The sequence below is a fragment of the Bacillus cereus group sp. BfR-BA-01311 genome, assembly GCF_022664295.1.
Classification (GTDB): Bacteria; Bacillota; Bacilli; order Bacillales; family Bacillaceae_G; genus Bacillus_A; species Bacillus_A cereus.
Genome location: NZ_JAKUHC010000006.1, coordinates 55249 through 68823 on the forward strand (window position 1 = coordinate 55249; position 13575 = coordinate 68823).

Genomic DNA, 13575 nt, shown 5'->3' on the forward strand with positions numbered 1-13575 from the left:
CCTTCCTTACAACTTCATCGCGCTCCAAATTGTCCATCGATCTCTTTCAATAATAGGAGAGACGTTTTGTAATGCGGTCTGTATATGATGTAGAAGTTGAGAAAGTTCATCATCTGTTAATTCATATAGAATGGATCGACCTGTTCGAGGAGATAAATCTTGCAATAATGCTTCTACAGAATCATGTATTTTTCGTATTTCCCATTGTGTTTGTGGGGGAAGTACATGAAGAGAATGTTTTTGCAATTCTGTCTGTATAGTGTTGGTTTTTGGGCGTCTTTTTGACTCTATTTCAATGAGTCTTGGAAATAGAGAGAAAAAATATCCGCGAATGTGTTCGGGACTTCCTGGAATTGTACAATCTTCAATTGTTCGATCTTGTAAAATAAGTACACCGTTTTTATTTAATATACGAGAAGCTTCACGTAAAAATGTAGGAATGTCTTGTAAATGATGAATAACTGCGCGAGAAATAACTATGTCGAATGTTTCATTAAGGTATAGGAGATTATGTGCATCACCGTGGACGAATGAAATGTTTGGAAAGTTGTTACAATTTTCTTTTGCAGCTTGTAATATTTCTTTTGAAAAATCAAGTCCCACAACATTTTTGGCTCCCATAAGAGCGAGTTCTTTCGTATAAATTCCGCCACCACAGCCGATATCAATTATTTGCTTGTTTTGTATTTCTGTAATGTTTTTTACCATTTCAGCCCAAGAAATATGAGCGTTTCTTGTTGCATATGTGTACTTATTATTTTCATCATGAAAATTAATGGACATGATAAAGACCTCCTTTCAATGATTAGTATAGCGTATTTAATAGGATGTCACGTTTTTGTTTTATGTATGAAGATTATAAGGATTTCTTATCGTAAGAGGAGGATTAATTTGAAAGGGAAATATGTATTGGTGTTGTTGTTTGTTATGTTACTAGCAGCTTGTGGTCAAGTTGAGCCGAAAAAAGAAACAAAAAAAGTAGAAGAGACGGTGAATGAAGTGAAAGAAACAATAGGGGTAACCGTTATACAAAAAAAACATAAAGAGAAAAAGTTGCAGGAATCAGAAGCGAAGTTAGTAATAGACATTTTGAATAAAGCTGAGAAACAAGAAATAACAGGAAGCTTCGGTGAACCTGAATATGAAATACAAATTAGTAGAGATGGGAAAAAAGAAACTTATTATGCATGGTTAAGGGGAGAAGATAGACGAGGATGGGTGCAATATAAGAAAGCTATGTATATGTTGAATGAAAAAGATACGGAAAAGCTTTTGGATATATTTCCAAATGTCTCAGAACAAAAAGAAGATGAGATGCAGGTAAGCCCTTTAACAGAAGTAACAAAAAAAGATTTACAGATTACCGCATTTCATATTAAAACAGGCGATCAAAACGTGAATTATACGGTACGGTATACGATTTCACAATCACTATACAATAAGTTAGTGAAGGAGCAAGAATATTATTTGCAACTCAATTTTCCAGAAAAAGTTCAAAAATTAATTGGAGCAAAAGAGAGTGAAATAATTTTAGGTGAAAAAGTAAAGGAAGGGTATAAGCAATATGAATTGCATGCTACTGTTCCGATAAAAAGCGCTTCAGAATCACAATTAAAATCATTAGAAACATATTACGAAAATTATGATTTGAAAATATTAAACAGTGAAAAAGAAAAAATAGGTTTGTTTCAAAATATAATTCAGATTGTTAAAGATTATGGTGAAAAAATGAATTTTCAAAGATAAAGTGAGACTTTAATTAGCCCTTACGGATTGGAATGAATGTAAACTCGTCAAATCTATATGGCCTTTCCTAGGAAATGATAATAGAGAGGGGAAAACACCCCTCTCTATTACTTTGCTTTTGCAGATGGCTCATTCATTGATTTTCGTGTAATAAGAAAAGAAATCATAAGAGCGGAAAGGATGACAAGGGCAATAAATACGTGATTGGGCAACAAATCTAATAATAATACGTAACTAACGGTATAAAAAATAAGAGTTGAAGCTAAAAACGATAGAGCACCTATTATAAGAGATTGTAAATTCATTTGTGTACACCTCCTTTTATTTATATTTTTGGCTTAAAATGGATTATATAAACATTATTTCTAACAATAGCAAAAAATATGTCATAATAGAGAAAAGAACAAGCTTTGATGAATGAATATGATTCATTAATGAGAGATAAAGGAGAGGAATATGAAAAATAATAAAAAAGGATTATGGGGAATTATTGTTGCGGTAGGTCTATTTTTACTGTCTAAGTTAAAGTGGGTATTTGCAATTTTTAAATTAGCAAAGTTTTCAACGGTATTTAGTATGTTTCTATCGCTTGGCGCATACGCAGTTCTATATGGTTGGAAATTTGGAGTAGCGCTCATTTATTTGTTGTTTGTTCATGAAATGGGCCATTTATGGGCTGCGAAAAGAAAGGGGATCCCGACATCGCCAGCAATCTTTATTCCATTTATGGGGGCCCTTATTGGAATGAAAGAGATGCCGAAAAATGCGAAAGATGAAGCTTACATTGCCTATATGGGGCCGCTTTTCGGACTTCTGTCATTTTTACCGGCGATACCGCTTTATATAATGACGAAAGAGCCATTTTGGGCGCTTGTTATTTTGCTTGGAAGTATGATTAATTTCTTTAATTTAATTCCCGTTTCGCCGCTAGATGGTGGGAGAATTATTTCAGTTGTCAGTACTAAAATTTGGGGAGCAGGCCTTATTTTATTACTTGGCTATTCAATTTACTTTAAAAGTATTTTGGGAGGATTTATTGTTATTATCGGTTGTATGGAGTTATATAGAGTAATAAAGAGAGATGAGCCGATTAAGGAATTAGGGCATAAAATTGATGGGATGAAAGAATATGTTACTAGGCTTGAAGAGGAATTAAAAGAAACGGGTGCTGTACATCGGACTATATACGTGATGCATCATGAGATGAATGCATTAAGACAAAGAGAACGGGAAAAAGAGTTACAAATAGGTGAACTTCAAAAAATGGAAGTGTTAGAGTATCTTTTACCGAAGTTCGAACCGTTAGATTATGTTCCATATGAAGATGAAAAAGATGAGTATACAATTCACATAAGGGAAGCATTTGAAGCGTCAGAAAGAAAATTAAATGAATGGAAAACAGAAAAGGAACAACAAGAAAACTATTATAAAGTGGATGCGAAAACGAAATGGACAGTATTTGCTTGTTATATCGGATTAATGGTTATACTCGGTTACACAGCTTATGAAGGATATATTGTTTTACAAGAACATTTGCCAACGAGAAATGTATAGAAAAATATTGTCGAAATGATAGGAAGAATTAATACAGGAATTATATTTCTACGAGAGAATGTTACAAGTATAGTCATACGTTGTAATATTTTTAGTAGAGAAGGAGTTCTGTGTATGAAGAAATTGTTAAATGTATTAGGTATTATTATCGTGATGATCATTGCGAGTTATAGTCTTATGAAAGTGCTGTTACATTATGCGAATAAGCCTGCTGAGGTAAATACAATAGCTCAAATAGAAGATGTGCAAGAAGAGACAAAAGTGCTAGATTTTATTCGAATGACACATGAAAGCTATAATAATTTCTTAAATTATGGTAAAGCAGAGAATTATACAGACGGGGATTGGAATCAATTTAAGCAATGGTTTCAACAACAAGAACAATCTTTAAAAAATATACATACGGAAATAAAGAATGAAAAAATAAAACGCGATGTAAATAGAAGCTATGAAATTGTAAAAAAAGGTGTGGAACTTCAAAATATTGAGTATGTAGTGTATGCCCACCGTGTATATCATGACTTGGATATTATCGTAAATAAATATAGAGGTGAAACGAATATCTGGGGGTATACGGAGTTTGGCGATGGGAAAGATATAAAAGTAATCGAACAAGCTATACAAACAAAATAATAAGCTAGCTAGAATTCTAGTTAGCTTATTTTCTTTTGTAAATGCAATGTTCATATATTATTCACAAAAACACCGTGTTAATAGTGATTAAAATCACAATCTGCATTATAAGATTCAGTTAAACTAAAAACAGTTAAGGAAATAGAGGAGTGGGATACAATGTTAAGTGTAAAAACAATTGAAATCGTAAAGTCAACAGTACCATTATTACAAGAAAAAGGTGTTGAAATTACAACGAGATTCTATCAAATTTTATTTTCGGAACATCCGGAATTGTTGAATATTTTCAACCATACGAATCAGAAAAAGGGAAGACAACAACAAGCGTTAGCGAATGCTGTTTATGCAGCTGCAACGTACATTGATAATTTAGAAGCAATTATTCCAGTTGTAAAACAAATTGGTCATAAGCATAGAAGTTTAGGGATTAAAGCTGAGCATTATCCGATTGTAGGTACATGTTTACTACGTGCCATTAAAGAGGTCGCAGGTGCACCTGATGAAGTTTTAAATGCATGGGGAGAAGCATATGGTGTAATTGCTGATGCATTCATTAGCATTGAAGCAGAGATGTATGAAGAAGCTGCACATAAAGAAGGTGGATGGAAAGGCTTCCGCAACTTTATGATTGTAAAAAAAGTGAAGGAAAGCGATGTTATTACGTCATTTTATTTGAAACCTGAAGATGGAGGGAAAGTTTCTTCATTCATCCCAGGTCAATATGTAACGATTCAAATCAATATTGAAGGTGAGACATATACACATAATCGTCAATACAGTTTATCCGATGCTCCTGGGAAAGAATATTATCGTATTAGTGTAAAAAAAGAAAAAGGTGTAGATACACCAGACGGTAAAGTGTCTAATTACTTACATGGACATGTAAAAGAAGGAGATGTTTTACCAGTAAGTGCACCAGCGGGAGATTTCGTGTTAAATATGGATTCAACATTACCAGTTGTACTAATTAGTGGTGGAGTAGGGATTACACCGATGATGAGTATGTTAAATACGTTAATTGAACAAGATTCAAAACGTAATGTATATTTTGTTCATGCAGCAATAAATAGTAATACACATGCAATGAAAGAACACGTTAAGGCAGTAGAAAATGAATATGAACAAGTTAAAGCATATACTTGTTATTCTGCACCGACTGAAAAAGATTTAGAAATGAAGAACTTTGATAAAGAAGGTTTCATTGAAAGTGAATGGTTAAAAACTATTATTCCGACAACTGAAGCAGAGTTCTATTTCTGTGGTCCAGTAGCATTTATGAAGCATATAAATGCTGCACTAACTGATTTAAGTGTGAAACAAGAGCATATTCATTATGAATTTTTCGGCCCAGCAACAAGCTTACAATAAGCAAAAAAACGAGGTATTTATTTTACCTCGTTTTTTATTTGTTCTCGTAATAAACGGTTTACTGTTTCACGGCGTATACCTATCAGTTGGCCAATTTCGGTTTGTGTTAATATTTCATATATAGGAATGTCACCTAAATATAGGGTGAACCATTCTTGTAAACGATGAAGACGTTCTTTCGGAGAGACGGTTGTCAATTGATCAATTCGTTGTTGCATCATTCTTAATTTAGATTGCAATTGCATAGCGATGTTAGCATACGATTCGGGATTTGCTTGAAGTCTCTCGTACCATTCATTACTAGTGATCGGTTCCACTTCTGTTTTTATTAAAGCGATAGCTGTACCGTGATATTCTTTCGGCGAAATTAAAGAATGATGAGGTATCGTTTCACCTGGAACGATAATGTTGAATAGAAATGGTGTTCCGTCTTCTTCTAGCCGAACTACTTTTAATAAGCCTGTTTTTATAAAGTATAAAGGACCGTCCTCGCCTTGACGGAATAGTACATCTCCTTTGTGTAGAATCAATGTTAGCCCCCCATTAATATGTTTCTATTTCTTCTATTTTAGCGTATATGTATATAGATAATATGCTATTTCAACAGCAATTTCATTGACGAAATGTATGCTATTACAGTAGTATACTATTTAGTGTGTAATAGTACTAGCAATGAATACGCTGTAGGGGGTTTAGTATATTGTTAGATGCGATGAGAATGACGGATATGAGAATTCCGGCGAATGCTATCATTCATGTAGAAGAGATGAAAGGTGGAGTCGTTTTATCCGTTGAAGTAGACGGCCAAATTATTTATACGATGGCTTATGATGAAGAAACAGATAGTTATGCTGAATTATATGATCGAAACGATAAGAGGGCGTGCCAAGTACATGAAGACTTCATGGGATGGTCACTTCTTCATTAAAAAAGATGTCAATATGACATCTTTTTTTATTAAATCGATAGAATATACAAAGAAATGAAATATAAGGATAAAATTTGTAATAATTGATTTTGCATTGTTAGCGCTCTGTAACTGCAAGTGTACTATTTTTTCGCTATCATAAAGATAACAGTCGCAGTTATAGGAGTGGTCAACTTGAAGAAAGTACATATTTCAAATTATATGTTATTATGTGTTTGTTTAATTTTATTTGTTCTCCTCGGAGGATTTTTATATTCATGTGTATAAGAAAAACGCATTCTAAAAAGAATACGTTATAAAAGGGAAATAATGATTAATCTAGTTCCAAGAATAATTAACGTAATACGTAATAAATTAATTACGGCATTGCCACTTAGTTTTGTATTAATGTAAGCCCCGATTTTTCCGCCGATCCATGCACCCGGAATCAGGATTAATGCATAAATCCAGCTGACATTTCCAAGTGAGATGTGAGTTGCAGAACTTACAATTGCTGATAGAAATACGATGAACATTGAAGTTGCTACTGCAATATGTGCTGGGAATGCAAAAAGAAGCATCATTGCTGGAACAAGTAAGGCACCGCCACCAATTCCAAATAATCCAGATATAAACCCAACTATAAAGGCGATAAAGATAGCAAGAAACGGTGGGAATTGGTAGTGTACAGTATTTCCATCATTATCTGTAAAAGAACGCTTAATTACAGACGTATTTGAGAGGGAAAGAGGTTTTAATTTGTCTCGAAGCATAAGTAGAATTGAGACGAATATAAGGAAAATCCCAAAGTATAAAGAAAATGTGTCTTGGTTTAAAAATTTATTTGCCCATGATCCGATAATACCACCAGGGCCGCTTCCGATAAATAAAATAAGTCCACTTTTATAATCTACTCGCTTATGCTTCATGTAAGTAAGGGTGGAAGATAGTCCTGTGAAAACGACTGTTACCATAGAAGTCCCTACTGCAAGTTGTGGTGATAAACTGTGTAATCCAATTAATAACGGAACAATAATAATTCCGCCTCCAAGCCCAACTAGGCTGCCGACTGTTCCGGCGATTAGTCCGATGAAAAGTAACATGATGTATTCCAAAATTGCCAACTCCTCCAAATAACTTATCCACCAATTATTATACACGCTTTTTAATGAGAAATAGGCTTGTTCACAAAAAAGTCGTCTTCCTAGAAAAATAAGGAAGACGACTTTTGATTAGAAAACAAAATGTAATAGGTAGTAAAACAGAGCAGCTAAAGAAGCTGAAATAGGAAGTGTAATAACCCATGTAATTAACATACGTTTTGCAGTTCCCCATTTTACCCCTTTCACACGGTGAGAAGCACCAACCCCTAAAATAGAAGAAGAGATAACGTGCGTCGTACTAACCGGTAAGTGAATGAATGTTGCACCGAAAATAACAAGTGATGATGATAAATCGGCAGCTACACCATTTACAGGACGAATTTTCATAATTTGTCCACCGACAGTTTTAATAATTTTCCATCCACCGACAGAAGTACCAAGCCCCATTGCGATAGCACAAGATAATTGTACCCAGAACGGGATATCGCTAGAAGTATGATAGTTATTAGCCATAAGAGCCATCGTAATAATTCCCATTGCTTTTTGTGCATCATTCGTACCGTGTGTGTAGGCTTGTAATGCTGCAGTAAAAATCTGGAATATACGGAAGTTCTTATTCGTTTTCGTTAAGTTAAAGTTTTTAAATACTACTTTAAAAATACTGTATACGATATAACCAATAACGAAAGCGATAATCGGTGAAATGATTAAAGCTTCAATAATTTTAATAAATCCTTTAAGATTTAGCGAGCTAATCCCAGCGGCCGCAATTGCTGCACCTGCGATTGAGCCGATAATTGCATGCGAAGAACTACTTGGAATACCGTAGTACCAAGTAATTAAGTTCCAAGCTATCGCCGCAAGCAAAGCAGCTAAAATTACAAGAGAACCATTTTGTAAGGCGAATGGATCAACGATATCTTTTGTAATCGTTTTTGCTACACCTGTAAATGTCATTGCGCCTAAAAAGTTCATAATAGCCGCCATAATAATGGCATGTCTAGGCTTTAGAGCTTTCGTTGAAACAGCCGTTGCAATAGCGTTTGCTGTATCGTGAAATCCATTGATAAAGTCAAAAGCTAAAGCGCAAATGACTACTAAAACGGTCAGTATCAAGAGTGTATCCATGATCAAACTCCTTACGCGTTCTTCATAATAATTGTTTCTAATACGTTTGCAACGCTTTGACAGCTATCAGCTACTTCTTCAAGCTCTTCGTAAATCTCTTTAAATTGAATAATCTTAATCGGATCTTTTTCACGAGAGAATAAGTTCTTAATCGCATGACGGCGAATATCATCACACTGTGATTCATAATCCTTAATTTTAATCGCATTTGTACGAATGTCGACTAATTTTTTGTTAGACATTAATTCAACAGAGTTTGCAATCTCAATCGCACATTGATTAATTGCTTCTACGAATTTAATCATGTATTCATCAGCTTCTGTAATAGAATACATTTCGAACAGACCAGCACTGTGATCTAATCCGTCTAATACATCATCCATACTCATTGCAAGTTGTAGGATGTCCTCACGCTCAATCGGAGTGATAAACGCTTTGTTTAACTCCATAATGATTTCGTGAATAAATGAGTCACCTTTTGACTCATACTCTTTCATGCGCATAGAAAACTCTTTTAAATCGCTAGCATTTTTAATTTTATACTCCACGAAAAACTGCGCGCCTTCTTTTAAATTTTCGGAAACATTCATTAACATTTCAGAAAATTTATCTTTTTTTGATTTAAAGACCATTATTGTTACCCCCACAAAAGTAATATATGTAAAATATATTGGCTAATCAATTCTAACAAAAAACTGTCGTTTTTTAAAACATTTTATCGAAAAGTTTACAAAAACTTAACATAACTCTCGTTGTTCTATTAATAATATTAATATCCAATAGTGAATATCTTACTTGTAGAATGTCCTTTTCTTGCAAAAAGTATGAATGCAAAAGAAAAGCTTTACACTATAGGAATGACTACGTTATTATAATAAATTTAAAAGGCGGTATATTCTTCCTTTTAAAAAGAAGAGTGTAAATAAATGAAGGAAGTGAACGAATGAAATTGAAGAACACTCATTTTAAAAAAATGCTTGAGTGGTTCAATAAGAGGAAGAAACTTCGTAATTCATTAATTGTATTGGGAAGTGTATTCGTTACTCTATTTATTGCTGTAAATATAATAATTTCCATTCAAGACATATCTGAATTAAAACAAGCTGTTCCACAACCGACTTTAATTTATGATGCAAATAATGAGGTCGCAACTAAATTAGCTTCTTCGAAAACAGAAGGCGTTAAAAGAAAAGATATTCCTGATATTATGGTTCAGGCAATTGTTGCAGTAGAAGATAAGGAATTTTTTAACCATCATGGTATTTATTATAGTGGAATTATAAGTGCGGTTTTTAAAAATATTACAGCAGGAGAAGTTGTAGCAGGGGGAAGTACAATAACACAACAACTTGCGAAAAATGTATTTCTGACACAAGACCGCACATACTCCCGAAAAATAAAGGAATATTTTTTAACGAAAAAAATAGAGCGCACGTATACGAAAGATGAAATCATTGAAATGTATATGAACCAAATTTATTTTGGTGAAGGTGCTTGGGGTATAAAAAGGGCAGCTAAATCTTATTTTGATAAAGATGTAAAAGATTTAACAATTTCAGAAGCTGCAACGATTGCGGGCTTGATTAAAGCACCATCTGCGTATTCACCTTATAAAAACTTTAACAAGTCAATTGAAAGACGTAATGTCGTATTAAGTTTAATGAAAGAGCAAGGGTATATTTCTGACGAACAGTATAATAAAGAAAAAGAGAGCGGACTTGTGTTAAAACGTGGCGTTGATGATAAATACAAGGGAAAATACTCTCAATATGTAGACTATATTGTTAGAGAGGCGATGGAAAAGTACGAATTAACACAAAATGAAATTTTAGCGGGTGGTTATCGTATTTATACAGAGCTTGACCCGAAAAAACAACAGGCTGTAGAAGACGTTGTGAATAATGATAGTTATTTCAAAGATAGTGGCTCAGACCAACTTATGCAAACGGGTGTAGTTCTTATGAACCCAAAAACAGGTGGTGTACCAGCTCTAGTTGGAGGCAGAGGGCCGTATCAGTTTTTACAGTTTAACCATGCAACCCAATTAAAAAGACAACCTGGCTCAACGTTAAAGCCTTTGGCTGTATATGTACCAGCGTTAGAACAAGGATATGAAGTATACGATATATTAAAAGATGAACCATTTAACATTAAAGAATATAAACCACAAAATAGCGATCATACTTTTCACGGTGATGTGACAATGTATGAAGCTGTGGCAAAGTCGTACAATGTTTCAGCTGTGTGGCTATTAGAACAAATTGGATTAGATAAAGGATTGAAATCTTTAGAGCGATTTGGTATCCCATTAGTGCCAGAAGATCGTACGTATCCGATTGCTTTAGGCGGTATGCATGTGGGGACATCTCCATTTGTAATGGCTCAAGCATACAGTACATTTGCAAATGATGGAGTCCAAGTGGAAGCTCATGCAATTAGGGAGGTACAAAATGCTGAAGGTGAAACGCTTGGAAAGTGGTATAAGAAAGAGACACGAGTGACGAGCGAGAAAATTTCTCAAAAGATGACATATTTATTAAAAGGTGTTGTCGAAAAGGGAACGGGCGAAAAGGCGAAAGTTAATAATGTTGATACGGCAGGTAAGACAGGAACTACTCAAATTGTAAATGGCCCGAGCACCGGTGCAAAGGATTCATGGTTTGTTGGATACACGCCAGATTTGGTAGGTGCGATTTGGGTAGGATATGATAAAACAGATAGCGATCATTATGTTCCGGGTGGTAGTCAAATTACGACGACAATGTTCCGGGATATTATGAAAAAAGCAAACGCAAATCCAGCTCAAAAAGCATTCCAGTTATCGCTCATATCTGAGGCTGATTATAAAAAACAATTGACTACAATAGAAGAGGAAAAACGAAGAAAAGAAGAAGAGAAGAGAAGGAAAGAAGAGGAACAACAACGAAAACAAGAGCAACAAGAGTGGCTTGATAAAGTGAAAGAATGGATTCCTTCATTTTGGTAAAAGAAAGAGGCGAATAAAAAAATTCGCCTCTTTTTTTGTATGAAAACAAAATAAAATTTTAATCGGTAGAGATTTTTGTCTATCTTAATTAGCTATTAATCCATATCCGTTGAGATACATGATATTACTCATTAAGTACAATATTCGTACTGCCAAAGGATTCGGAATCGTATGTGACGATTATTTTGCCTTTACTAATAGGTTCGTAAGGCAATTCTTCTTCGTAATTACCATTATTTTCATTGTGGATAGAAAGTGTAATTTCATCGATTTTTTTATTTGTATACTGATCTTTAATCGTTTCAGCAATTTGGAGTAACGCCTCGGAACTAGAAGCTTTCGTAATAAGCATTCCTTTTATAACTTTTTTTTCATTATTTGTTGCATTGGAATAAGGGATGTTGCTTTGTTTTGTATACAAAAGTTTGTATGGAACAGTTTTTCTCTCTGCTTTTGATATAGTGGAATATTTTAGAGTTAAAAAAAATCCTACACATAAAATAATGCATACCATAAGTGCAAACCAAATGCGTATTAGTGACATAACTCTCATTTTCATCCCTCTTTCATATCTTTGACTTCACTATTTATCATACAAAATGAGGATTAAGATAGAGTAAATTTGAGGTAAAGAAACGTAAAGAAGGAGCACTTATCCTCCCAAATAAGTGCTCCTTTCTATATAAAGAGAGATTTAATGCACGGTTAAACGATACATATTATTATAAATATACTTTTCAAGCGAAAATTAGTAAATTCGGAATACAGATAGTGTTGCAGTTGTATCGCCCGTGTTAGGAATAGAAATAGTGTTTGCTGTAGGTTGTACAGAAATTGTTGTACCAGCTTGTAAAGTAACGATTGTAGAGAACGATACAGCACTACCGATAACGTTAGTTGAGAAATTACGAGTAGGTGGTTGGCCGTTGAATGAAATACCGAATCCAAACGGTGAAGAGCCTGGGAAAGTTGTAGACGCTGAGAAACTAATATCATATACGCCTGTTTCTAAAATTGTTAAAGTATCTGCAGTGTCATTAAAATTAATGTTATTTATTTCGAAAATTTGATTAAATTGGATGTTTGTTCCAGGGGATATTGTTTGAGCATTGGAGTTTCCGATTGCTGCGATCGTTACAGGAATTGGCGTACCCGCTGGTCCCGTAGCGCCAGTAGCACCTGCTGGTCCTTGAATACCTTGAGGCCCTTGAGGTCCAGTAGCACCTGCTGGTCCTTGAGCACCTTGAGCACCCGTAGCGCCAGTAGCACCTGCTGGTCCTTGAGCACCTTGAGCACCATTAGCACCCGTAGCGCCAGAAGCACCAGCAGCTCCATGAGCACCCGTAGCTCCAGTAGCACCCGCTGGCCCTTGACCACCTTGAGCACCCGTAGCGCCAGTAGCACCTGCTGGTCCTTGAGCACCTTGAGCACCCGTAGCGCCAGTAGCGCCAGTAGCACCCGCTGGTCCTTGAATACCTTGAGGCCCTTGAGGTCCAGTAGCACCTTGAGCGCCCGCTGGTCCCTGAGCACCTTGAGGTCCTTGAGGTCCTTGAGGTCCAGTAGCACCAGTAGCACCTGTTGCTCCTCTGCCTCCAAGGCAACCTGATCCGTATTGAACTAGGATAGTTTGGATCTCTGTTATGAGTCTAACTAGTTTGTCAATCGTACAACAATCTACTTTGAATAACTTAGCGATATACAATAAATAATTAAGCAAGCTTTGTAGCTCAACGTATAATGCTCCGCATGAGAAAGGTGTTGTTCTTAAAATAGTTAATAAATTAGCAATAATAGAATTTCCAATTTGTTTTTGTGCTGGGGATAAATCTAAGCAATTGAGGAATTTTTGTAAGTTATTTAGGGCAGCGATCAAGTTATCTATATTATTTTGAGAAGGGTTTTGAAAGACAGCTTGAATAGCTTGGCCAAGAGCTTGAAGAAGTCTAACGAATTCTGTAAGTTCGGACTTAGAGATGTTAATATGACTACAAGCTCTTACTTCGCAACAATCGTTACCATAAAATACTTTTCCTTTATTTTTATTGTTCATCTTTTCATTCCTTTCTTTCATAGAATCAATAGTCATTACTATATATTAAAATGAAATTTATACTAAATTCGTAATGGACAAACTACCATTTATAAAAAAA

14 protein-coding genes are annotated in these 13575 nt (G+C 34.9%); 6 read left to right on the forward strand and 8 right to left on the reverse strand.

Annotated features, from left to right (window positions below; translation table 11 throughout):
* Window positions 1–6 precede the first annotated feature (6 nt).
* Window positions 7–783: a class I SAM-dependent methyltransferase gene (locus MR136_RS15870; RefSeq protein ID WP_017673030.1), complete on the reverse strand. Its 777-nt coding sequence runs from the start codon at window positions 781–783 to the stop codon at window positions 7–9.
* Between the two features lie 108 nt (window positions 784–891).
* Here MR136_RS15870 and MR136_RS15875 point away from each other — a divergent pair, with 108 nt between their 5' ends.
* On the forward strand, window positions 892–1746 hold the full coding sequence (locus MR136_RS15875) for a YhfM domain-containing protein (RefSeq protein WP_063535977.1): 855 nt from the start codon (window positions 892–894) through the stop codon (window positions 1744–1746).
* Between the two features lie 107 nt (window positions 1747–1853).
* On the opposite strand, the gene MR136_RS15880 is transcribed toward MR136_RS15875, so the two are convergent.
* A complete protein-coding gene (locus MR136_RS15880; RefSeq protein WP_001053356.1) occupies window positions 1854–2051 on the reverse strand; it encodes a hypothetical protein in 198 nt (65 codons plus the stop codon).
* A gap of 151 nt (window positions 2052–2202) precedes the next feature.
* Between MR136_RS15880 and MR136_RS15885 the strand changes: the two genes are divergently transcribed.
* The 3 genes from MR136_RS15885 to hmpA all read left to right on the forward strand — a co-directional run bounded on the left by MR136_RS15885 (window position 2203) and on the right by hmpA (window position 5301).
* Window positions 2203–3300, forward strand: a complete 1098-nt coding sequence (locus tag MR136_RS15885; protein WP_000794503.1) for a site-2 protease family protein — start codon at window positions 2203–2205, stop codon at window positions 3298–3300.
* A 114-nt stretch (window positions 3301–3414) separates the two neighbouring features.
* Entirely contained in the window at window positions 3415–3933 is a 519-nt protein-coding gene (locus tag MR136_RS15890; RefSeq protein ID WP_000735227.1) for a hypothetical protein, read from the forward strand.
* A 159-nt stretch (window positions 3934–4092) separates the two neighbouring features.
* Entirely contained in the window at window positions 4093–5301 is a 1209-nt protein-coding gene (gene hmpA, locus MR136_RS15895) for an NO-inducible flavohemoprotein (RefSeq protein ID WP_017673029.1), read from the forward strand.
* Between the two features lie 17 nt (window positions 5302–5318).
* On the opposite strand, the gene MR136_RS15900 is transcribed toward hmpA, so the two are convergent.
* Window positions 5319–5831: a Crp/Fnr family transcriptional regulator gene (locus MR136_RS15900; protein ID WP_000600582.1), complete on the reverse strand. Its 513-nt coding sequence runs from the start codon at window positions 5829–5831 to the stop codon at window positions 5319–5321.
* A 170-nt stretch (window positions 5832–6001) separates the two neighbouring features.
* Between MR136_RS15900 and MR136_RS15905 the strand changes: the two genes are divergently transcribed.
* The gene (locus tag MR136_RS15905; RefSeq protein ID WP_000883009.1) at window positions 6002–6229 is read left to right on the forward strand and encodes a hypothetical protein; all 228 of its coding nucleotides are present in this window, start codon (window positions 6002–6004) and stop codon (window positions 6227–6229) included.
* Window positions 6230–6522: 293 nt separating this feature from the next.
* On the opposite strand, the gene MR136_RS15910 is transcribed toward MR136_RS15905, so the two are convergent.
* From MR136_RS15910 to MR136_RS15920, 3 genes are all read right to left on the reverse strand, one after another.
* On the reverse strand, window positions 6523–7323 hold the full coding sequence (locus MR136_RS15910; protein WP_000455762.1) for a sulfite exporter TauE/SafE family protein: 801 nt from the start codon (window positions 7321–7323) through the stop codon (window positions 6523–6525).
* A gap of 117 nt (window positions 7324–7440) precedes the next feature.
* Window positions 7441–8439 (reverse strand): inorganic phosphate transporter, encoded by a 999-nt coding sequence (locus tag MR136_RS15915; protein WP_000380272.1) that lies wholly within the window; start codon window positions 8437–8439, stop codon window positions 7441–7443.
* An 11-nt stretch (window positions 8440–8450) separates the two neighbouring features.
* Window positions 8451–9071 carry a DUF47 domain-containing protein gene (locus MR136_RS15920; RefSeq protein ID WP_000231449.1) on the reverse strand — a complete coding sequence of 207 codons (621 nt, stop codon included), beginning with the start codon at window positions 9069–9071 and terminating at the stop codon, window positions 8451–8453.
* 311 nt (window positions 9072–9382) lie between these two features.
* On the opposite strand from MR136_RS15920, the gene MR136_RS15925 reads away from it, so the two are divergent.
* A complete protein-coding gene (locus MR136_RS15925; RefSeq protein ID WP_000769242.1) occupies window positions 9383–11425 on the forward strand; it encodes a transglycosylase domain-containing protein in 2043 nt (680 codons plus the stop codon).
* Between the two features lie 124 nt (window positions 11426–11549).
* Here MR136_RS15925 and MR136_RS15930 read toward each other — a convergent pair whose 3' ends face one another.
* Complete coding sequence (locus MR136_RS15930) at window positions 11550–11978, reverse strand: hypothetical protein (protein WP_001265569.1); 429 nt, start codon at window positions 11976–11978, stop codon at window positions 11550–11552.
* A 195-nt stretch (window positions 11979–12173) separates the two neighbouring features.
* The gene (locus MR136_RS15935; RefSeq protein WP_242259521.1) at window positions 12174–13475 is read right to left on the reverse strand and encodes a Gly-Xaa-Xaa repeat protein; all 1302 of its coding nucleotides are present in this window, start codon (window positions 13473–13475) and stop codon (window positions 12174–12176) included.
* Window positions 13476–13575: the final 100 nt, after the last annotated feature.

What these genes read in the sequence shown, in the direction of transcription:
- MR136_RS15870 (WP_017673030.1), bottom strand. Translation starts at nt 783, where the DNA reads ATGTCCATTAATTTTCATGATGAAAATAATAAGTACACATATGCAACA.
- MR136_RS15880 (WP_001053356.1), bottom strand. Translation starts at nt 2,051, where the DNA reads ATGAATTTACAATCTCTTATAATAGGTGCTCTATCGTTTTTAGCTTCA.
- MR136_RS15885 (WP_000794503.1), top strand. Translation starts at nt 2,203, where the DNA reads ATGAAAAATAATAAAAAAGGATTATGGGGAATTATTGTTGCGGTAGGT.
- MR136_RS15890 (WP_000735227.1), top strand. Translation starts at nt 3,415, where the DNA reads ATGAAGAAATTGTTAAATGTATTAGGTATTATTATCGTGATGATCATT.
- hmpA (WP_017673029.1), top strand. Translation starts at nt 4,093, where the DNA reads ATGTTAAGTGTAAAAACAATTGAAATCGTAAAGTCAACAGTACCATTA.
- MR136_RS15915 (WP_000380272.1), bottom strand. Translation starts at nt 8,439, where the DNA reads ATGGATACACTCTTGATACTGACCGTTTTAGTAGTCATTTGCGCTTTA.
- MR136_RS15920 (WP_000231449.1), bottom strand. Translation starts at nt 9,071, where the DNA reads ATGGTCTTTAAATCAAAAAAAGATAAATTTTCTGAAATGTTAATGAAT.
- MR136_RS15925 (WP_000769242.1), top strand. Translation starts at nt 9,383, where the DNA reads ATGAAATTGAAGAACACTCATTTTAAAAAAATGCTTGAGTGGTTCAAT.
- MR136_RS15930 (WP_001265569.1), bottom strand. Translation starts at nt 11,978, where the DNA reads ATGAGAGTTATGTCACTAATACGCATTTGGTTTGCACTTATGGTATGC.
- MR136_RS15935 (WP_242259521.1), bottom strand. Translation starts at nt 13,475, where the DNA reads ATGAACAATAAAAATAAAGGAAAAGTATTTTATGGTAACGATTGTTGC.